18 protein-coding genes are annotated in these 22,969 nt (G+C 31.1%); 14 read left to right on the plus strand and 4 right to left on the minus strand.

The window, feature by feature from the left end:
* Nucleotides 1–3: 3 nt before the first annotated feature.
* Both MY490_RS09430 and pssA read right to left on the minus strand, forming a co-directional pair.
* The gene (locus MY490_RS09430) at nt 4–942 is read right to left on the minus strand and encodes a metal ABC transporter substrate-binding protein (RefSeq protein ID WP_248268953.1); all 939 of its coding nucleotides are present in this window, start codon (nt 940–942) and stop codon (nt 4–6) included.
* Nucleotides 943–1,256: 314 nt separating this feature from the next.
* A complete protein-coding gene (pssA, locus tag MY490_RS09435; RefSeq protein WP_248268954.1) occupies nt 1,257–1,991 on the minus strand; it encodes a CDP-diacylglycerol--serine O-phosphatidyltransferase in 735 nt (244 codons plus the stop codon).
* Between the two features lie 387 nt (nt 1,992–2,378).
* Here pssA and MY490_RS09440 point away from each other — a divergent pair, with 387 nt between their 5' ends.
* The 11 genes from MY490_RS09440 to MY490_RS09490 all read left to right on the plus strand — a co-directional run bounded on the left by MY490_RS09440 (nt 2,379) and on the right by MY490_RS09490 (nt 14,067).
* Nucleotides 2,379–4,010: a peptide ABC transporter substrate-binding protein gene (locus MY490_RS09440; RefSeq protein WP_248268955.1), complete on the plus strand. Its 1,632-nt coding sequence runs from the start codon at nt 2,379–2,381 to the stop codon at nt 4,008–4,010.
* Nucleotides 4,011–4,986: 976 nt separating this feature from the next.
* Nucleotides 4,987–6,621 carry a peptide ABC transporter substrate-binding protein gene (locus MY490_RS09445; protein WP_248268956.1) on the plus strand — a complete coding sequence of 545 codons (1,635 nt, stop codon included), beginning with the start codon at nt 4,987–4,989 and terminating at the stop codon, nt 6,619–6,621.
* Nucleotides 6,622–6,775: 154 nt separating this feature from the next.
* The gene (locus tag MY490_RS09450) at nt 6,776–7,378 is read left to right on the plus strand and encodes an undecaprenyl phosphate transporter UptA (RefSeq protein ID WP_248269347.1); all 603 of its coding nucleotides are present in this window, start codon (nt 6,776–6,778) and stop codon (nt 7,376–7,378) included.
* A 70-nt stretch (nt 7,379–7,448) separates the two neighbouring features.
* A complete protein-coding gene (locus MY490_RS09455) occupies nt 7,449–7,634 on the plus strand; it encodes a hypothetical protein (RefSeq protein WP_248268957.1) in 186 nt (61 codons plus the stop codon).
* Nucleotides 7,635–7,820: 186 nt separating this feature from the next.
* Entirely contained in the window at nt 7,821–8,762 is a 942-nt protein-coding gene (locus MY490_RS09460; RefSeq protein ID WP_248268958.1) for a magnesium transporter CorA family protein, read from the plus strand.
* A gap of 70 nt (nt 8,763–8,832) precedes the next feature.
* Entirely contained in the window at nt 8,833–9,714 is an 882-nt protein-coding gene (locus MY490_RS09465) for a permease (protein WP_129688768.1), read from the plus strand.
* Between the two features lie 12 nt (nt 9,715–9,726).
* Complete coding sequence (locus MY490_RS09470) at nt 9,727–10,623, plus strand: TIGR03943 family putative permease subunit (protein WP_248268959.1); 897 nt, start codon at nt 9,727–9,729, stop codon at nt 10,621–10,623.
* Nucleotides 10,624–10,840: 217 nt separating this feature from the next.
* A complete protein-coding gene (locus MY490_RS09475) occupies nt 10,841–11,314 on the plus strand; it encodes a hypothetical protein (RefSeq protein ID WP_248268960.1) in 474 nt (157 codons plus the stop codon).
* A 152-nt stretch (nt 11,315–11,466) separates the two neighbouring features.
* On the plus strand, nt 11,467–12,594 hold the full coding sequence (spoIIP, locus tag MY490_RS09480; RefSeq protein ID WP_248268961.1) for a stage II sporulation protein P: 1,128 nt from the start codon (nt 11,467–11,469) through the stop codon (nt 12,592–12,594).
* A gap of 176 nt (nt 12,595–12,770) precedes the next feature.
* On the plus strand, nt 12,771–13,154 hold the full coding sequence (locus MY490_RS09485) for a DUF3888 domain-containing protein (protein ID WP_248268962.1): 384 nt from the start codon (nt 12,771–12,773) through the stop codon (nt 13,152–13,154).
* Between the two features lie 142 nt (nt 13,155–13,296).
* Complete coding sequence (locus MY490_RS09490; RefSeq protein WP_248268963.1) at nt 13,297–14,067, plus strand: oxalate:formate antiporter; 771 nt, start codon at nt 13,297–13,299, stop codon at nt 14,065–14,067.
* Between the two features lie 168 nt (nt 14,068–14,235).
* Here the strand turns inward: MY490_RS09490 and MY490_RS09495 are convergent, their stop codons facing one another.
* Entirely contained in the window at nt 14,236–14,589 is a 354-nt protein-coding gene (locus MY490_RS09495; RefSeq protein ID WP_097979382.1) for a permease, read from the minus strand.
* 183 nt (nt 14,590–14,772) lie between these two features.
* Here MY490_RS09495 and MY490_RS09500 point away from each other — a divergent pair, with 183 nt between their 5' ends.
* Nucleotides 14,773–16,452, plus strand: coding sequence for a formate--tetrahydrofolate ligase (locus tag MY490_RS09500; RefSeq protein WP_248268964.1), 1,680 nt, complete (start codon nt 14,773–14,775; stop codon nt 16,450–16,452).
* Between the two features lie 554 nt (nt 16,453–17,006).
* Here the strand turns inward: MY490_RS09500 and MY490_RS09505 are convergent.
* Nucleotides 17,007–18,467: an IS1182 family transposase gene (locus MY490_RS09505; RefSeq protein ID WP_248268965.1), complete on the minus strand. Its 1,461-nt coding sequence runs from the start codon at nt 18,465–18,467 to the stop codon at nt 17,007–17,009.
* 315 nt (nt 18,468–18,782) lie between these two features.
* On the opposite strand from MY490_RS09505, the gene MY490_RS09510 reads away from it, so the two are divergent.
* Both MY490_RS09510 and MY490_RS09515 read left to right on the plus strand, forming a co-directional pair.
* Nucleotides 18,783–21,017: an ABC transporter ATP-binding protein gene (locus MY490_RS09510; RefSeq protein ID WP_248268966.1), complete on the plus strand. Its 2,235-nt coding sequence runs from the start codon at nt 18,783–18,785 to the stop codon at nt 21,015–21,017.
* Nucleotides 21,014–22,888, plus strand: a complete 1,875-nt coding sequence (locus MY490_RS09515; RefSeq protein ID WP_432707050.1) for an ABC transporter ATP-binding protein — start codon at nt 21,014–21,016, stop codon at nt 22,886–22,888. Before MY490_RS09510 ends, MY490_RS09515 begins: the two co-directional genes overlap by 4 nt.
* Nucleotides 22,889–22,969: the final 81 nt, after the last annotated feature.

Below are 22,969 nucleotides of genomic sequence, written 5' to 3' on the forward strand. Positions count from 1 at the left end.
TTTTTAACGGTTATTTAATGTCTTATCTAATGTGTCGATATTTTCTTGCATTAAGTCAAAATAATCTTTATGTTTCTTTAAATCATCTTCTGAAATAGTTGCTAGGTGATTAAGTCTTAAGATTTCAGCATGGGTTTCATTTTTTACAACTGTTGCTACTTTTGGTGTAGCAAATGTTTCGAACAATATATATTTGACATGATGTTCTTTTACAAAATCAACAACTTTCTTTAAATCCTTCTGTGATGGCTCTTGAGAAGGGGAAAGTCCTGTGATCGGGATTTGTTCAATTCCGTAATGTTGTTCCAAATATCCATAAGCTGCATGTGAAACGACAATATCCTTACGTGCAGAATGTAAAACTAAATTTCTTAATTCATTATCAAGTTCATCAAATTGATTTTCAATTTTATCATAATTTGCTTCAAAGTATTGTTTGTTTTTTGGCATTAATTTAACTAATTCATCTCTAATATTTTGTGCTTCAATTTTTGCACGAGATGGATCTAACCAAACATGTGGATCAACGTCATGATGATCTTCATCTTCCTCAATTTCTTCTTCGTTTGACTTTATTAATTCAATATTTTTAGTTGCCTCTAAGATTGCAACATCATTATTTTTAAGTGTATCTTTAATTTTATCTGCAAAAGGTTCCATACCTGCACCATTGTAAACAAATAAATCAGAGTTTGCGATTTTTACTATTTGTTTAGAAGTTGGTTCAAAATCATGAGTATCCACACCAGTAGGGTATATGGAATGTACATCAACGTATTTACCACCAATTTTTTCAGCAAAATCTTGTAAAGGATAAATGGTTGTATATATCGTTAGCTTATTTTTATTTTTTGTACTTTGCTGATGTGTGTCTTTATTGCAAGCTGACAGAACTGCACTTGTTACTAGCAAAGTCGTTATTGCCAATTTTTTTAATTTCATTTTTTTCTCTCCCTAAAAAATTAATCATTTTAGTATTTTTAAATGAGGTGGTTAATAAACGAATAAAGTTAAAATATTTTTATTAATTCGTAATCATTCCTTTTTAAGTTTTAAAAAAAAAGTAAGATAATTCTTATCAAACAATTAAATGCATAAATTTAATAAAATATTCAAAATCGTAATAAATACGATTTAATCCTAAGTCATTATAGAACAGTAATGATTAATGTGCAAGAAAAATGCGATTTAAAAAGAATAAATAGATAAAAAAAGTATGCTTTGATGAAAAACAATACATCAAAACATACTTTGTATTAAGATTTTCTTTTTAAACGGAATTTACGTGGTTTCTTATTTTCATTACTTGATTGTTTCTTTTTACTTTTGAAAAATTGAAAGAAAATAAAGAAGATGTAAAGCGGAATAGCTAAATAAATAAAGAATGGCCATTGTTCTTTTTTAGCATGCCATACTAGATATAATGCGTATCCTAAAAAAATCGTAATAATTGTAGCATATTTAGGAATAGGAATATCTTTAAAGCTTGGAATTTTAATTCTACTAACCATTAAGAATGCTAATGCAACAAAAACTGTTATGATGACTATTTGTGGTATTCGACTTCCAAATAATGTTAAAAAAGCAACAAGACCACCAGCTGCTGTAATTGGAACTCCAGTAAAATATTTTAGTGAAGTTGAAATCGGTGTAACATTAAATCTTGCTAATCTATATGCCCCAAACAGTGGGAATAAACCAGCAATTCCAAGACCAAAGATACCTTCAGTTGAAAATTGTGTACAATATACCAAATAGGAAGGTGCAACTCCAAACGTAACTATATCAGCTAAAGAGTCTAGTTCTTTTCCTAATTGTGATTGGACTCCTAAAACTCTAGCAACTCGACCGTCCATACTATCGAGCATCATTCCTATTAAAATAAGAATTGCGGCGTTTCTAAATTCTCCTTTAGCTGCAAAGCCGATCGATAGAAACCCACAATATAAATTCCCTAGAGTAAATAGGTTTGGAATACTTTTTCTTATCATACATTCACTTCCTAAAATTGATATAAAAAATAGTTATGTTCAAATTCAATAAGATATATTATAACCTAAAATTTAGTAATAATGGAATCTAATAATTAAGTTCATAAAATGTTTCTAGAATCGACATAAAGTCTTTGGAAATTGTCGTATTTTGGACCGATAAAATATGTGAATAGTCATACAATCATATTGAACTACACTAAAATTAATAAAAAATATGATATTAGAACTAGGAATTTGGGGGAATTTAATAAAAAATAAATTAAATATTAAAAAAATACTTTTTTTTCTGAAAAATATGTTGTATATTGAAAAAGTAAAAAGTGATTTTTCAGAAAAATAAGTAAATTATAAAATGAATAATCACTAATATTTGGAGGTGCTCTAATGAAGCGTAGATTAGCAACAACTGTTTCAAGTTTATTGGTACTAAGTACGGTACTAGCAGCTTGTGGCAAAGACACAGAAAAAACAGCAACTAACTCACAGAAGGATAAGAAGCAAACGTTAAGGTTAACTACAACTACTGAGATTCCTTCAATGGATTCAGCAAAAACTACTGATTCAATGTCATTTGAAGTTTTAGACAATGTAAATGAAGGTTTACTTCGTTTAGGAGAGGGTGACGAAGTAGTAGATGGAGTTGCTAAGAAAGATTCGGTTGAAGTTAGTAAAGATGGTCTTACATATACTTTCCATTTACGTGATACACAATGGTCAAATGGTGAACCAGTAACTGCTAATGATTTCGTTTATGGTTGGCAACGTGCTGTAGATCCAAAAACTGCATCTGAATATTCATTTATTTTATATTATGTGAAAAATGCTGAAGCAATTTTCAATGGTAAAATGCCAAAAGACCAATTGGGTGTGAAAGCACTAGATGATAAAACATTACAAGTAACGCTAGAACAACCAACTCCTTATTTCTTACAATTAACTACTTTTGGGACATACTTACCTGAAAATCAAAAGTGGGTAGAGTCTAAAGGGGATCAGTATGGTTTAGAAGCAAATACTCAATTATATAATGGTCCATTTACTTTAAGTGAATGGAAGCATGAGCAAAGCTTTACATTAAAGAAGAATCCAAAATATTGGGACAAGGATTCAGTTAAGTTAGATGAAATTAAATACAATGTAGTTAAAGATACTTCTTCGGCAGTTAACTTATATGAAAACGGCGATATTGATAAAGTAATGCTTGATTCTGAATACGTTGATAAATATAAAAATAACCCTGAATACAAAACTCAATTAGATGCTCGTTTAGTATTCTTCCGTTTTAATGAAAAACTGCCAATCTTTAAAAATGCTAAAGCTCGTAAAGCATTTGACTTAGCATATGATAAAGAAGCAATTACATCTACGATTTTAAATGATGGTTCTAAACCTGCATACTGGTTAGTTCCGTCTGAGTGGGTAAAAGGACCAGATTCAAAAGATTTCCGTGATCATAATGGTGACTTTAACAAATATAATGTCGAAGAAGCTAAAAAATTATGGGCAGAAGCTAAAAAAGAACTTGGTAAAGATACATTTGAGCTAAAAATGCTATCTTATGATGATACAACTCGTAAAAAAGCTGCTGAGTATGTTGCTGGTGAACTTGAGAAGAATTTACCTGGTTTAAAAATTACAGTAGCTCCACAACCGTTTGAAATTAAACTTGATAACGAGAAAAAATTAGATTATGACTTCTCATTCTCAGGTTGGGGTCCAGACTATCCAGATCCAATGACATTTATTGATATGTTCTTATCTAACAGTCCATTCAATGAAATGGCATACAATAATCCACAATATGATCAGCTTGTAAACGCTGCTAAGAAAGAAGCAGACCCACAAAAACGTTGGGATGATATGGTAGAAGCTGAAAAAGTAATTATGGATGAAGCTGGTATTTCACCAATTTACCAACGCGGCCGTGCATATTTACAAAAAGATTCTGTTAAAGGTATTATTGCGCACAAATTTGGCGGAGATTTCTCTTACAAATGGGCTTCTAACGAAAAATAATAGTATCAAACAAAAAGGAGAAGGGATCACCCTTCTCTTTTTTCGCTTTTTTCAGAGTGTTGAAAATAAAGTCGTCAATAGGGAAAACGGACTTTATATTCATTATTCCATTAATATAGAAATGATTTTTTTAGAAGTAAAAAATATTATGGACTTTTTTTAACACATTCGATTGTTTAGTTTAATAAATGTTCGATATTAATTGATCTCCAAGCTGATTAATATACAGCAGTTAGATTACTCTAAGTAAAGGCTATTAGGGTTTATCTCAATTTTTTTTGATGAATAAGTTGATTGGAGCGGATGTTTCTTGACTCCTATGGGATAAGCGGGAAGACTGAGACCCCCCGCAGGCTTGCCGAGGAGGCTAAGGAATGTCGCCCCATGGAAAGCGAGCATCCTGCAGTGGAATCAACATCACGCTACTCCTTTTACGATAATTTGGTAAATTAATTGACGAGGATGTATTTCAGCAGCGTGACAAAGGAGAAGGGATCACTCTTCTCTTTTTTAGAAAGTTTTATGTTAAAAACTCAAAGATTTCTTAACTTTTTTTGTGTATAAGAAAAAGTTTAAAAGTAAATGTTAAAAGGTGTCCAGATGATACTTTTTTAACTGGATTCTTTTAACTTACAAATGAAAAATTAAATTTTAAAACATGATTTTTTAAGAAATTTTAAAAAAATATACATATTTGTCCAACTTTAATCATTTATTGAAATTGTGGCAATTATTAATTGTTTTGATTTAATATGCAAAAAAGACTTCAAAATGGAGGTTTTAATTACAAAAAAGTAAAGATTTATTTAAATTTATTAATTTTTTTGAAAAAAATGTCGATTTTTTGTTGATAATTTTCTAAAAAGTATGTAAAATAAAAGTAAGTTAAAGGTTATTAACTATTCGGACAAAATAAATTGTTTGAATATTTTAATAGTTTTTAAGTCTAATTGTTTAATTTTGGGGAGGCAATCTAATGAAAAAGAAGGTATCGTATTTTCTATCTTTATCTGTTGCTGTGAGCATGCTTTTATCTGCATGTAACTCAGACAACTCAAATGATGGTAAAAAAGAAACAGCAAAAGCAAAACCACAAGTATTGAACTTACTAGGCGGAGCTGAATTACCAAGCTTAGATTCAAGTACTAGTACTGATGCTGAATCTTTCAACGTTTTAGGTAACATTATGGAAGGTCTAAACACGTTAGGTAAAGATGATGTTGTACAACCAGGTATCGCAGAATCTTTTGATAAATCAGCTGATGGTTTAACTTATACATTCCACTTACGTGATGCTAAATGGTCTAATGGTGACCCTGTAACTGCAGGAGACTTCGTTTACGGATGGAAACGTGCTGCAGATCCTAAAAATGCATCTGAGTATGCATTTATGTTGAATGTATTACAAAACGGTGAAGATGTTACTACTGGTAAAAAACCAGTTGATCAATTAGGAGTTAAAGCTGTTGATGATAAAACTTTAGAAGTTAAATTAGCAAAAGCTATTCCATATTTTGATTCTTTAGTAACTTTCCCAACATTCTTACCTTTAAATCAAAAATATGTTGAATCTCAAGGTAAGAACTACGGTTTAGAAGCATCTAATTTAATTTTCAATGGTCCATTTGAATTATCAGAGTGGAAACATGATGAAAGCTACAAGTTAGTTAAAAACCCTGACTACTATGATGCTAAAGACGTATCATTAAAAGAAATCAACTTTAAAATCGTAAAAGATCCACAAACTGGAGTTAACTTATATGAGTCTGGTGATGTTGACCGTGCTGGTTTAACTGCAGAGTTTGTTGACAAATATAAATCTAGCCCTGACTACGGAACAACTAAAGAGCCAACTGTATTCTTCTTACGTGTAAACGAATCGAAAAATCCAGCTCTTAAAAACGTTAACATCCGTAAAGCTTTAAACGAAGCATTTGACCGTGAAGCAATTACTAGCGTAATCTTAAATAACGGTTCAGTACCTTTATACGGTTTAGCTCCAAGTAACTTCTTAGATGCTAATGGTAAAGACTTCCGTGATGCTTCTGGACAACTTGTAAAATACGATCCAGCTGATGCTAAAACATTATGGGAACAAGGATTAAAAGAAATCGGTAAGAAAGATGTTTCAATCGAATTATTAGGTTCAGATACTGAAACTAACAAAAAAATCAGTGAGTACCTACAAGGTGAATTCACTAAAAACTTACCAGGTTTAAAAATTAACATTAAATCAGTTCCATTTGCACAACAATTAGACTTAAACTCTAAGAAAGATTATGACATCTCATTCGGCGGATGGGGTCCAGACTACAAAGACCCAATGACATACTTCGATATGTGGACTAGTCAAAGCCCATTCAACCAAATGGGATTCTCTAACAAAGAGTATGATAAGTTAATCTCACAAGCAGGTTCTGAATTCTTATTAGATCCAACTAAGCGTTCTGATGCATTCTTACAAGCTGAGAAAATCTTAGTACAAGACAATGCTGCAATTCTTCCAATTTACCAACGTGCTATTGCATACGTTATGAAGCCAAAAGTAACTGGATTAATTGAGCATGCATTCGGACCAGATTACACTTACAAAAACGTTGTAATTAAATAATTAAGAAATGATAAAAGGCTGTTCTAATGTCAGGTCACTGACTTGGACAGCCTTTTTTTATGAAATAATACTTTCACCAGTGTATTTCTTTATTTTGACATATTTTATCTTGCTATGTATTATCATTGTAGTACAAGTTGTTATAGAGAGGGGGATCCTATTGACAAATATCATACATCAAATATTAGAATTTTTTGCATCATTAGGATATTTAGGGGTAGCATTAGGATTAATGATAGAGGTTATCCCAAGTGAGATTGTTTTAGCTTATGCTGGTTATCTTGTAGCCGGAGGGCATATAAATTTTGTAGGTGCTTTAGTAGCAGGTGTGATTGGGGGAACTATTGCACAATTATTTTTATATTGGCTAGGTTATTTTGGTGGTCGACCAATCATTGAAAAATATGGTAAATATATTCTAATTAATAAGCACCATCTTGATTTGGCTGAAAAATGGTTTTCAAAATATGGCGTAGGAGTAGTATTTACGGCTCGCTTTATTCCAGTTGTTAGACATGCTATTTCAATTCCAGCGGGATTAGCAAAGATGCCAATAAGTAAATTTACACTTTATACAGTTCTTGCAATCATTCCTTGGTCTATACTATTTATCAAAATAGGTGAAAAATTAGGTAAAAACTGGGAAACTGCTAAATCTGTTTTAGCTCCATATACCCCAATGCTAATCATTATAGCGATCACTCTATTTGTTGTATATTTTTTAATAAAAAAATTAGTGGCAAAAGGCAGAAAATAAAATAAATATGATTTGTTTTACATTATATTACATATAATATGATAAATTTCAAATTGGAAGGATGAATTTTATGAATTCTATGTCGTATGATGCATTAAAATCTGATTTATCAAATACGCTATCAAATGTTCAAAATCAATTGAATACGGAAGATTATACATTACATACAAAAGAGCAATTACAAAGTCAGTTAGAAGTTTATCAATACATTGATGAATTAAGTGATATGTATTATTTTTATAAAAGCGGATACTAAAAAATAGGTCACTATAAGTGGCCTTTTTCTTTATTTGTGAATAGTATAAATGCTCACTAAAATAGCTGCAAAAAGCGTTTGATTATTAGAAAATGGACTTTCTTTTTAATAAAGGTTGAAACATATAAAAATGTTTCGTATGCTATTATTGTGTAGTTTTTGTTTTAGAATTAGAGGTGAATTAAGATGCTAAATTTTTATCTTTCAGATGCACAAGGGAAACTAAATCAAGTCGATGTTATTGAGAAAGGTTGTTGGATCAATGCGATCAATCCAACAGAACAAGAAATTCAATATCTAGTTCAAAAATTAGACTTAGATTTAGATTTTATTAAAGACCCACTTGATGATGAAGAACGTTCAAGGATAGAGGTTGAAGGGGAACACACTCTAATTATTGTTGATATTCCAATTGTAGCTCATGATGATAATGGGCACACAATTTTTGATACAATACCAATCGGGATGATTATTTCATCCAGCACTTTTGTCACAATCTGTTTAAGTGAAAATCCAATCTTTGAACGATTTATTTACCAAAAAGTAAAAGGCTTCTTTACGTTTAAAAAGACTAGATTTGCACTTCAACTATTGCATACGACATCATCATATTATTTACGTTATCTTAAACAAATTAATCGTAAAACAAATGAAATTGAAGCTGAATTACATCAATCCACGAGAAATCAAGAGTTATTTACAATGCTGAACCTTGAAAAAAGTCTTGTTTATTTTACTACTTCACTTAAATCGAATAAAATCGTCATGCAAAAAATCCTTAAAGGGAATATATTAAAAATGTATGAAGATGATGAAGATTTATTAGAAGATGTAATTATCGAAAATAAACAGGCAATAGAGATGGCAGAAGTTTATAGTAATATCTTAAGTGGTATGATGAATACATTTGCTTCAGTTATCTCAAATAATTTAAATATTGTAATGAAATTTTTAACTTCTATTACAATTATTTTATCAATCCCAACAATGGTTTCTAGTTTTTATGGGATGAACGTTGATAATATTCCATTAGCAAAAATACCACATGCGTTTTCAATGGTAATTGGTATATCTGCAATATTATCAACAACTATTGCACTAATATTTTGGAAAAAAAGGTACTTTTAACTCACAAAGCCGCCGGTCATTCGGAGGTTTTGTGAGTTTTCATTTTTAAAAAGTACATGGGAGAGAGATTATGAGTACGAATTTTTACCATTCGTTTTTACAAATGAATACGATCTTTATTTCGATTGTAGTAGAAGCATTGCCATTTATATTAATTGGTGTTTTTATATCGGGGATCATTCAAATATTTATTACGGAAGAAATGTTATATAAATTAATACCAAAGAATAGATATAAAGCAGTATTAGTAGCTATTTTATTAGGCTTTATTTTTCCAGGTTGTGAGTGCGGAATCGTACCAATTGTAAGTAGGCTGATTAAAAAAGGTGTGCCACACTATGTAGCGGTGGCGTTTATGTTAACAGGGCCAATTATTAACCCTATTGTACTGTTTGCAACATTTATTGCATTTGGTAATAATATAGAAATGGTTATTTATCGTGCTGGAGCTGCTATGATCATTGCTTATATAATAGGAATCGTATTATCATATTTAAAAATCGAGAATCCATTAAAACACGATCTAGTTACAATTCCAGTTGATCATTCAATTCCTGCAAGGAAAAAATTATGGAGTGTTTGTGTACATGCTATAGAAGAATTTTTCTCTATGGGTAAATTTTTAATTTTAGGTGCATTTATTGCAGCGTTCGTACAAACATTTATTCCAACTTCAACATTAATGCATATAGGTAATGGACAAGTTGCTAGTATTCTAGTAATGATGGCATTAGCGTTTATTTTATCTCTTTGCTCTGAGGCTGATGCATTCGTAGCATCTTCATTTCAAAGTACGTTTTCTTTAAACTCAATCGTTGCGTTTATGGTTATTGGTCCAATGATCGATATAAAAAATACATTAATGTTATTCCAACATTTCAAAAGTCGATATGTATTCATTATTATTGGATTAGTTATTGTATTAACGTTTTTCACAACATTATTCATTTAAGGGAGAATCAATATGGCAAGAGCATATGTACTATTAGGATTTACCTTCTTTTTAATGCAATTGCATATTAAAGGTACGATTTCAAAATATATTAATATGAAATACTCTTATTTATCTCTGACAGCTGGGATATTATTTGCATTTCTAACTTTAATTCAAGTAATTCATACTTTAAGAACTAGTCATGATGAAGATGAACAGCATAGCCATGATCATGACGACGGCCATAGCCACCATCATGATCATAATTGTGATCATACTTGTGTACATGGACATGTTCATAAAGAAGCAAAAGGGTTTAAAAAGTTTTTAAATGGTTTAGTTTTCATCTTTCCATTGTTTACAGGTATATTTTTGCCCGTTGCAACTTTGGACTCTACGATTGTACAAGCTAAAGGGTTTCATTTTCCAGTTTCAGAACCGGGTAATAATGATCCTTTTATGCAAAGGCAGTATTTAAAGCCAGATTTAAGTATCTACTATGGGCAAGAAGGGTATCAAAAATTAATTAAACAAGAATCAAAAGAATATATAAATAAGAAAAGCATTGTGCTAAATGATTATGACTTTCTTAAAGGAATGGAAGTTTTATATGATGAGCCTGGAAAATATTTAGGAAAACAATTAACATATAAAGGCTTTATTTATCATGAAAAAGGATTAAAAAAGAATCAGGTTTTCTTATTTAGATTTGGAATTATTCACTGTGTTGCCGATTCCGGTGTATATGGAGTGCTAATTGATTTGCCTGATGGGCAAACGTTTAAAAATGATCAATGGATTGAAGCTACTGGTTATATACAACAAATGTACTATCAACCATTTAAAGTAAACATTCCTTATTTAGACGTCACTAAAATTAAGGAAATTCAACCACCAAAAGATGAATATGTATACCGTAACAAGTAAAATGAGCCTAATTGGCTCATTTTTTTTTACTTTTAGGATAAACAACTAACTAATTCATATAAAAATGACTTTTTTAAAAATTTCATTTACCGTAATGGCATTAAAAATAGAAAAATAATATAAAAAACTTGTTCATATCTAGACATGTACACATTCAATATCTAAATTTCTACGTATGTTATAAATGTACAATAAATAATTATAGAGGTGTTCTTAAATGTGGGGATTTTGTGGTTGCAATCGTAGAAGAGAAGAAAGAGAAGAAGTATCTCCAGTAAGAGATATGAGAGAGTTTGTTGAAGTTCGTAGACCATGTAATGAATGTGATTGTCATAGAAATAATGACAATGACAGAGTAATGAGTGAAAATATGAATAATGGCCATTCGAATAGAAACAGAAACAGAAACATGAACGAAAACAGAAACATGAACGAAAACAGAAACATGAACGAAAACAGAAACAGAAACGAAAACAGAAACGAAAACAGAAACGAAAACAGAAACAGAAACGAAAACAGAAATATGAATAATAATAGACGTAGTGGATGTGGAAGAAATAGAAATATGAATAACAGTATGGTATCGCCAGCAACAAGCTCATTTTGTGATACTCAATTAGAAGCTGCAAGAAATAGTTGCGTTGTAAATCCGTTCACAGTATTCAATCGCTGTAATAATAATAATATGTAATCTATTTAAAAAAGAGCTTTTACACTAATTGAATTATGAACTTTTTTATGAGGTGTCTTTTACGGCATCTCTTTTTTTACAAATCAAAATTCTAATCATTTTTTCATTCTATTTTATAGGGCTTGTACATACGTTTTATTAGAGGTGATTTAATGAGACAATCAATATATATAAAATCTATTAATCTTAAACGTGTAACGGCAAGTGTCTTTGTAGGCATTGTCTTATTATTTTTGTTAGCGAGTTTATTTGTAACATCAATGAAAAATACTAAATCATATTATGTACATCAATGGTTTGAAAAAATGAGCTATGAAGGATTTATTAAAGCGTTTGAATATGAAAATGGTCATTTTAAGGTAGGAGACGATTCTACTAAAAATGGACAACCTATCGGTAATATACTTTTTTCATTCATTACAAATATTAGACTGTACGATCCAAAAAGTTTATTAGTGCATGAAATATCAAGTATGACAAAATTCGAAAATAATATCTTAGTTGCTGGAGAAGGAATTGATTTTACGAATCTTCCAATAGAATCAAGTTTAACACTCGACGAAATTAACCAAAATCCAACTGTTAAAGATCCAGTTAATGAACCAATTAAAAATCCAACAAATCCACCATCAAAAACTACAAATGGAAAAGATGTCTTTTTTATTTACCACACACATAGCTGGGAATCATTTTTACCTTTAATTCCAGGTGCAAAGTCGCCAAATCAAGCTTCTTCTCCAAAAGTAAATGTAAGCTTATTAGGTGAACGATTGAAAAAGAATTTAGAAGCAAATGGAATCGGTGCGATTGACGATAAAACAAATATTGGGGCTGAATTAACGAAAAGAAATTGGAATTGGGGAAGTTCATATAAAATGTCTAGATTGGTTGTACAAGATGCGCTTTCTCAAGATCAAGATTTGAATTATCTTATTGATATACATCGTGATGATCAAAGAAAAAATGTGACAACTACTGAAATTAATGGGCAAAAATACGCAAAGTTATACTTTATAGTTGGAGTAGAAAACAAAAATTATAGAAAAAACTTAGCGTTAGCTAAAGAATTAAATAATGAAATTATGAAATTTAACAAAGGTTTAACAAGAGGAATATTTAGTAAAAACTATAAACAAGGGAATGGCGTTTATAACCAAGATTTATCACCGCACTCAATATTAATTGAAGTAGGTGGAGTCGATAATACATTACCTGAACTTTATAGAACAATTGACTTGCTCTCAGATATCTTAAGTAAATACTATTGGGATCATCAATAGTAGTTACAAGATATAAAGAAGACCATGAAAAGAAAAAACTTTTCATTGGTCTTCTTTTTTCTTATTCAATAAAATTTCTATTCCCAAGTCATTTAAACTCTCTTTCATAACCATCAGTAAATTGTAAAGAATAGATACTAAGTAATTAGTTAAGACCTTAAGATGGAGGGTTAGAAATGAAAAAAGGAATTATTATCTTACTATTAATGTGCTTAATTGGGACATCAAAACCGGTCAATGCATTTGCGGTCCAAAATGAAGTATTAGAAGATGCAGTATTATCAATTCTTTTTCCTAGTATAAATGACCGTTTATATAAAATGTTCGGTCCAGGAGAACAATATAATTGTGCAACAATAACAAATATAAAAAAGAAATATAATGGTACATACGTATTCGGAGCAACAATTCAATTAATTGCATATAAACAAGATCAACAACCACCTTACACTCTTGTTAAATTTAATTATTCAAATGATGACGGTGAATGGAGCATTCGCTCTGTTACGAAAGAACCAATTCAAACAAAAACTACTTCTTTATGTAGGCCACCTGTCTAATATTATTTTGAGGTAGAGTGCGATATTTTGGTAAATAATGTAAAAAAATATTAGGTAAAAAGATTTAAATTTATCATTTTGGATGATAAATTTAATATAAAGTATGATATGATAAAGAAAAAAATTAAAGGTGGCAATATCGTTGGCGGGAATTGATTCAATAAAGGAGATAATCTATATTTATGGTGATAACCATAATCATTGCTTTATAACATCAGGTATTAATTATAAAGAGTTTGTTCAAGGACTTCCTTTTCCTCTTCAAAACATTCTTTTGCTAAAACACGATATTCAATGGTCCGAATTTAATTTAAATTCTTCTTTTTACTATGTTGAAAGAGAATATATTAATCAGTTTATATTAGAGCATAGTGAACATGATGACCTATGTTGGATCGACTTTGAAGAATTAGCAGATCTAGATGAGTTAGAGCCTAAAGAAATTGCAGAATTACTGTATCTTGCTCACAAAAAAGAACCATTACAAAAACCTTTTATACCAAGACTAAACAATTCTTTTGCATACATGAACATAAGTGATGGAATGTATCAAAAGGTTTATTATAAACGAACTAATGACTTTATTTTTATGCTTTGTAATGTCATTTCATCTAAAATTACACAACTTCAGAGAAGAAGTTTAAAAATATTTAATCGTTCAAAACAAATTAATCCAATAAATATTAAATTAATGTTGACACTATACCCTTTAATGGAGGATGGATTAATAATTGATCTAAGTGAAAGAGTTGAAAATAGAAAAGTAATCGAAATCCCAATTTTCCGAGTTGATTTTTATTCTGGTGTAGATGAAATTTTGGAAAATGTTGAAGAGTATCGTGACCTGACAAATCATATTGCAAATTTAACTTATTCAAAAAAAGATGATGAATGGTCTGTCGTTCAAGTTTAAAGATATTAAATGTACGGTTTGTGACGATTACTTATATTGAAAAGGTAAGTGAATGTTGGCGAGGAATTTAAATAGACCTTTAAGGTTCTTTCATTGTGTAGATGGAGACAAAAATTTTCTAATCTGAAAGGACCTTAAAGGTCTTTTTTTGCTTTTTTCAATCTATCCTTAAAGAATTGCACTTAGGACAATTAATAAATTATAGAAAATAGTAACAATTACCGAAAATAATCCAAATCCAATAGCTGTATAACCTAAAGTAGAATGACCTTTAGTTACAGAGTATATACCAAGCGCGATTCCAACGATTCCAAATAAAACAGGCATTAAAAATAACGAAAATAGTGAAAAAAATAGAGCTACGTATCCAATTACAATTCCAGAGGCATGAGATTTATCTGAAGTTGTTTCCGAATAAAACACATTCCTTGTGGGATAAAACTCTGCACTATATTCTTCATTTTGATCCTTTGGTAAATTGTGATTACGTTTATGTTCTTTATGCTTTTTATGACGATACATTTTATTACACTCCTTTCTTTTAATGCCTTATCTTTAGTATGTAACTTTGAATTCCATTGATAAGTAGAAAGTATTAGTAATTTTGAAGGATATGATTAAAGAATTTAGAATTTTTAAAAATGAATTATTTGTAAAATTGTGCTATAATTTTGATTATAATGAAGTGCAATTGGAGATGATTGAATGAGTCAAGTTAAGTCAGATTTAGAAATTGCTTTTGAATCAGAAATGAAAAAAATAAACGAAATTGCAGATAATTTAAATCTTTTTGATGAAGAAGTTGAAAACTATGGGCATTATAAAGCTAAATTGTCATTATCAATTTTAGACCGATTAAAAGAAAATGAAGATGGTAAATTAATCTTAGTTACTTCAATAAATCCAACTCCTGCTGGTGAAGGTAAATCAACTGTCACTGTTGGGCTTGCACAAGCTTTCCACAAAATTGGCAAAAATGCAATCGTAGCATTGCGTGAACCATCTTTAGGGCCAACAATGGGCGTAAAAGGCGGTGCAACTGGAGGAGGTTATTCTCAAGTTTTACCAATGGATGATATTAATTTACATTTTAACGGTGATATCCATGCTATTACTACGACGAATAATGCTTTAGCAGCATTTATCGATAATCATATCCATCAAGGAAATGAACTTGAAATTGATGTGCGTAGAATTGCTTGGAAGAGAGTAGTCGATTTAAATGATCGTGCTTTAAGAAATGTCGTTGTAGGTTTAGGCGGTCCATCTGGCGGGGTTCCAAGAGAAGATGGGTTTGATATAACGGTTGCTTCTGAAATCATGGCGGTTCTTTGTTTAGCGACATCAATTCAAGATTTAAAAGAAAGACTTAAACGAATTGTTGTTGCCTATACTATACATAAAACTCCAGTAACTGTTGGAGATTTAAAAGTAGAAGGTGCACTATCATTATTACTTAAAGACGCAATTAAACCAAATCTTGTTCAAACGATTGAACACACTCCTGCAATTATTCATGGTGGTCCATTTGCTAATATTGCTCATGGCTGTAACAGTGTTATTGCAACTAAAATGGCAATGAAATTAGGGGAATATGTTGTAACGGAAGCCGGTTTTGGTGCAGATTTAGGAGCAGAAAAATTCTTAAATATCAAAACTAGAGCTTTAGGTGTTACTCCTGATGCAGTTGTAATCGTTGCAACAATTAGAGCATTAAAAATGCATGGTGGCGTAAATAAAAATGAATTGACGAATGAAAACGCTTTAGCAGTAAAAGATGGAATTCAAAATATTGAAAAGCATGTGGAAACAGTTCGCAAATTCAATGTACCTGTTGTTGTAGCAATTAATAAATTTATTTCTGACTCAGAGGAAGAAATAAGTGTATTAAAACAATGGGGACAAGATAACGGCATAAGGATTGTCTTAACAGAAGTTTGGGAATATGGTGGTAAAGGTGGCGTAGAGCTAGCTGAATCTCTTGTTAGTATGTTAAAAGATCCTAAAGATAAATTTAATTATTTATATGAATTATCAGATTCTATTGAAAATAAAATAGAAAAAATTGCAAAAGAAGTTTATGGTGCAGACGGAGTAAATATTTCTCCTAAAGCAAAAAAACAAATTTTGGAATTTAATGAGAATGGTTGGGGCAACCTACCAATTTGTATGGCAAAATCTCAATATTCGTTATCTGACCAACCAAGTTTAGTTGGAAGACCTACTGGATTTAAAGTGGAAATAAGGGAACTAAAAGCATCAATTGGTGCAGGGTTTATTGTTGCACTAACAGGGAACGTAATGACAATGCCAGGTTTACCGAAAAAACCAGCTGCATTAAATATGGACGTAGATGAACTAGGCCGTCCAAAAGGATTGTTTTAATTAACTTAATCATTCTACTGAAAAAATATACTCGCATTTTATGCCAGTCAGAGTGTTGAAATATAAAATCGTCAATAGGGAAAACGGACTTTAAGTGAACATTTAATAATAATAAAATTAGCATTTTATGAATGATTTTTTAATGGTTTTAAATGTAAAAGTGTTTGAGCAATTTCATTTTCCAACAATACTAGTAATGATTTTTTTAGAAGTTAAAAATATTATGGGCTATTTTTAGGAAAATAAATTCGATTATTTAGTTTAATAATTTTTCGATATTAATTGATCTATAAGCTGATTAAATACAACAGTTAGATTACTCTAAGTAAAGGCTATTTGACTAATATTTATTGCAGACTTTTTTGATTGAATAAGTTGATTGGAACGGAGGGGTGATCGACTCCTATGGGATTAGCGGGAAGGCTGAGACCCCGCAGGCTCGCCGAGGCCACTGAAAAACAGTCAATTTTATTTACTGTAATCTATATATGATCTAAAAAAGGCGATTTTTCGTTCAGAATTGAACGGAAAATCGCCTTTTCCTTTATACATTTTTATTTTTCTTCCTTCATTAAGGTCAGTATTCGTTTTAAATTAACTGCGAATATGGCCATTGCCCCTTGCATTTCCATGCCTAATAGACCCGTGGAATTTGCTACATTGTACCCGTGTCTGTGTTTTAATTCACTATTTTTTGCTTCAATTTTATAGCGTTCTTTTGATTTCTCTTTGAAATATTCGCTTTCTTGAAATTGTGCATGCTCTTTGTGTTCAGTTGATTTAATTGTTACACTATATGATTTACTTTTGGCACCTTCTTTGTAACATCCTTCTTTAAAGGGACATTTTTTACATTTTTCAATATCAAAGTAATACATATCACGCGGATTTTTTTTCTGATTTTTTCTTTCTTGTCTTCTTTTTCGGATTGCCATATGACCTGCCTTGCAAACGTACATACCCGCATCCTTATTATATTGAAATTCATCTTCTTTTTTACGTGTTCCATGTGTAATCGTTGGGTTTAATTTCGAAACTAATTTTAATTCATTTTCATTTACGTATTGAAGATTATCAATCTCTGAATAAGCTGTATCACCAATGACTGTATCAATTTCCATTCCTGTTTCACAACTTTTTTCAATCAATGTTTGTAGGTACTTTCCATCATTTTTTTCACCAGTAGTAACCAATGCAGCTGTAATAAGACGCTCTTCGTTCATCGCAATATGTGTTTTATAACCAAAGAATGAGGTATCAGCTGATTTGTGACCAGTTTTTGCGTCAGGATCATGTGAAAATTCTAGGTTGCCCTCGTAATCTTCTACAATTTCTTTTAGATAGTTTAGTTTTTCTTTGACTTTTGGATATTCACGGATTGATTCTTCTTTTTCCACAGATTGGATGACTTTTTGACTATATTTAATTTCATCGATTAAATCATTCGTTGTTGGCTTTTCTGGAAATTTTCCTCTCATTCCCTCATTGATTTGATAAACAGCTTTTCGAAGAAGCTTTGACTTTTCCATTAAAAATTCTTTTGGTGATTTTTGATTATATCGAGATCTTGTATGAGTTGCATCAACTATAATGGAAGTACTTTTAATTAGTTCTTTTTCAAGTGCGATTTCGACTGTTTTATTGATCAACATGTCTAATAATTCAACATCTTTTAAACGAAGCTTACGAAATTTCGTTAAAGAACTTGAATTGATCACTGATTCTTCCGGAGCCATATCAAGAAAATATTTAAAAGACATATCATATTTTGATCGTTCAACAACATCAACATCTGATAAATCAAAGATCGATTTTAGTAACAAATATTTGAACATACGAATAGGCGGCACTGCATTCCGGCCGTTATCAAGGCAATATTTATTTTTTAATTCTTCTAAAACAAACGTAAAATCTACTAATTCATTTATTTGACGAAGTATATTATCTTTCGGAACAATTAAATCGTATAAAGCCATGAAAGGACTGAGAGTAAAAGATTCTTGATTTGAGATCATTCGATACACCACCGTTACTTGATACAACAATTATACAAGAAAAAAGTGAAGGCTTCCTCGATGAAATCGAGAAAGCCTTCACTTTTTTTAATCACAAGGACTTTTTCAGTGGCCTCGGCTCGCCGAGGAGGCTCAGGTCTCGCCCCATGGAAAGCGAGCACCCTGTAGTGGAAATCAACATCTCTACTCCTTTTACGAAAATTTGATAATTAATTGACAAGGTACTTTTTCAACAGCATGACTCGCATTTTATGCGAGTTTTTTCAGTATGAGTTGTGTTTTAAAAAAATACATCATAATAGGGGAGAGACTCATTTGATCAAGTTAGCTAAGTATTTAAAAGCATTTAGTACTAGTATAATTTTAGCTATATTATTCTTATTTGGTCAGGCCATGTGTGATTTGAACTTACCCAACTATATGTCCAAAATTGTAAACAATGGTATTCAGCAAAATGGTATATTGAATGTTGCTCCAGATGCAATTAGTCAAAAAGGTATGAAACTAATGACAACCTTTATGACAGATCAGGAAAAAGAAATAATATTTAAAAATTATGATTTGAAATCCGTAAATGACAAAAATTCAAAAGGAAATAAATACATAAGTATATACAAAAAAGCAGATCAAAGCATTTACGTAAAGAAAAAATTGAATAAGAATGTAGAAAAACAACTTGATCAATCATTTGCTGCTTCCACATGGACATTATTTAATATAATCCAAGAAGAAGCTACTGGAAAAGTAAGTCATGCACAAACTAGTAGTACGCCGCGTTCAAATAATATTAATTTAACAAAACTATATGAGTTGCAACCACTGTTTGATAAACTTCCCAAAAATGTGATACTAAATGCGCATAATAAAGCACTTTCATCAGATAAAACCTTACTAACTCAAAGTGGTATTCTGATGACGAAAGCATTTTATACTGAACTAGGCGTTAATTTACATAAAGTAGGAAGTTTATATATCGTTAAAATAGGATTGATTATGATTGCGATTGCTTTACTTGGAGGAATAGCAACAGTCTTAGTCAGCTTTTTGTCCTCAAAAATTGCCTCTGGTGTTGCTAGAAATTTACGTAATGATGTTTTCAAAAAAATTGAAAGCTTTTCAAACAACGAATTTGATAAATTTTCAACGGCATCTCTGATTACAAGATGTACAAATGATGTAATGCAAATTCAAACTCTTTTAATGATGGGGATCCGCATGCTTTGTTACGCACCAATAATGGGGATTGGTGGAATCATAATGGCGATTAATAAATCTGCTTCGATGAGCTGGATTATTGCATTAGCTGTTATCGTTCTACTTTCTTTAATTATTGTAATCATGACAGTTGCTATTCCAAAGTTTAAATTAATTCAAAAGCTAATCGATAAGTTAAACCTTGTTTCAAGAGAAAATTTAACGGGCTTGATGGTAATTAGGGCTTTTGGAAATGCTTCACATGAAAAAACGAGATTCCAAGAGGTAAACAGCGAATTAACAAAAACGAATTTATTTGTAAATCGAATCATGACAATGATGATGCCTTCAATGATGTTGATTATGAATGGTTCATCACTTTTAATCATCTGGGTTGGTGCCCACCAAATTGCTAAATCTAATATGCAAGTTGGGGATATGATTGCATTTATGCAATATGCAATGCAAATCATCACAGCATTTTTAATGATTTCAATCATGTTTATCCTTGTCCCTAGAGCTGCAGTTTCTGCGACACGTATTTCAGAAGTAATGTCTACTGATGTATCAATTAACGATCCAGAGCTTAATAAAAACTTTGTAGCAGATAAAAAAGGATTTGTTGAATTTAAAAATGTTTGTTTCCGATATGAAGGTGCTGAAAATGATGTACTAAATAATATTTCATTTGTTGCTAAGCCAGGACAAACAACTGCTATTATTGGTCCAACTGGTTCCGGAAAATCCACAATTGCAAATTTAATATTACGTTTTTATGATATTACCAAAGGGGAAATCTTAGTTGATGGTGTAGATCTAAGGGAAGTAAAGCAAAAGGATTTACGCACTAAAATTGGTTATGTACCTCAAAAAGGACTTTTACTAACAGGGACAATTGCTTCCAATTTAAAATACGGAAATAAGAATATTTCTGGTGAAGAAATGGAAAGAGTAGCCCAAATCGCTCAGGCTAGTGAATTTATCTTTCAAAAAGAAGGGAAATTTGATGCTGAAATTTCTCAAGGTGGAGATAATGTTTCAGGTGGTCAAAAACAAAGAATTTCGATCGCTCGGGCTTTAGCAAGGAAACCCGAAATTCTTATTTTTGACGATAGTTTCTCTGCGCTTGATTTTAAGACGGATTTTGCTCTAAGAAAAGCGTTAAATGAAGAGATTAAATCCACTACGATGATCATAATTGCCCAACGTGTAAATACGATCATGAATGCAGAGCATATTGTTGTATTAGATAATGGTAGGATTGTAGGTCAAGGTACTCATAAAGAACTTCTGAACAATTGCCCTGAATACTTAGAAATTGCTTCATCGCAGTTATCCAAGGAGGAATTAGCATGAGCAATTCTAATAAAAATACTTTTCAAAATCGGGACAGTGGTCGTGGGCCCGGTCAAATGTTTGGACGAAGTATCCCAATGGCGCCAGGGCAAAAAGCGAAAGATTTTAAAGGTTCGATGGCAAAATTGATGAGTTATTTAGGTGCGCACAAAAAGACAATTGTTTTTGTCTTTATACTAGCAATTATTTCAACTGTTTTTACAATACTAGGGCCAAAAATTCTTGGTAAAGCGACAGATGAAATTTTTTCTGGTGTCATGAAACAAATTAGCGGTAGTGGAAAAATTAACTTTGGAAAAATAAGTGCTATTGGTTTATGGTTAATCGGTTTATATGTATTAAGCTCATTTTTTGCATATCTTCAAGGCTATGTAATGAGTGGTGTTACAATGAAGGTAACTTTTAAGCTTCGAAGTGATATTAATGATAAAATTCATAAATTACCTTTAAGCTATTTTGATCAAACTAGTCACGGTGAGGTTCTTTCTAGAATTACGAATGATGTTGATACAATTAATCAAACATTAAACCAAAGTTTAACACAAATAATTACATCAATTACCTCGATTATAGGTATAACAATCATGATGATTTCGATCAGCTGGCAACTCACTTTAGTTGCGCTATGCATATTACCTCTTTCAATGGTATTTGTCATGATGATCGTTAAAAAATCTCAAAAACATTTTATTAACCAGCAAAAATATTTAGGGAAAGTAAATGGTCATGTAGAAGAGATGTTAGGAAATCATGTTTTAGTAAAAGCATTTAGTGGTGAAGATGAATCTACAAGAGCTTTTAGTGAATATAATGATGAGTTATATAAATCGGCATGGAGAGCGAATTTTCTATCGGGACTTATGATTCCAATCACTGCTTTTATTGGAAACATTGGCTATGTTGCGATTTGTATATTAGGTGGATATTTTACTGCAAATGGATCAATGACAGTTGGAGGAATTCAAGCTTTCATTCAATATGTTCGTTCATTTACGCAGCCAATTTCACAAATTGCTAATATTTCAAATATACTTCAACAAACTGCAGCAGCTTCAGAAAGAGTATTTGAATTTTTAGAAGAGAAAGAAGAAGTATCTGAAGTTACAAATGCACGATCAATTAAACAGAATGAAGTTACAAGTGAAGTTCGCTTCAATCATGTTGCTTTTGGTTATACACCTGAAAAAATGATTATTCATGATTTTAATTTAGTCGTTAAACCTGGCCAAAAAATTGCAATTGTTGGGCCAACTGGAGCTGGCAAATCAACAATTGTCAATTTAATAATGCGGTTTTACGATGTAAATAGTGGGGAAATCACGATCGGTGGACATAACATAAAGAATTTTAAAAGGGATGAACTTAGATCATTATTTGGAATGGTTCTGCAAGATACTTGGCTATTTAATGGTACAATTGCCGATAATATCCGTTTTGGAAGACTTAATGCAACAGATGAAGAAGTTAAAAGTGCCTCTATTTCTGCTCAATCCGATCACTTTATTAGAGCTTTGCCTGATGGATACAATATGATACTTAACGAAGAAGTGAATAATATATCCCAAGGTCAAAAGCAACTGATCACGATTGCTCGTGCAATTTTGGCAGATCCTCAAATATTAATTTTAGATGAAGCAACAAGTAGTGTTGATACGAGAACTGAAGAACTCATTCAAAAAGCAATGGATAATTTAATGGTAGGAAGAACAAGTTTTGTGATTGCGCATCGCCTTTCGACGATAAGAAATGCAGATTTGATTCTTTGTATGAAAGATGGCGATATTATTGAACAAGGTACGCATGAGGAATTAATTGAAAAAGAAGGTTTCTATGCAAATCTTTATAATAGCCAATTTGAGATAATAAAATAAAAATTGATCCGATAAAATTGAATCAAAATGATTTTATCGGATTATTTTTTGTGTGGTTCGTTTATTATGACACATACTAGG

The organism is Gottfriedia acidiceleris (genome assembly GCF_023115465.1).
Taxonomy (GTDB): domain Bacteria; phylum Bacillota; class Bacilli; order Bacillales; family Bacillaceae_G; genus Gottfriedia; species Gottfriedia acidiceleris_B.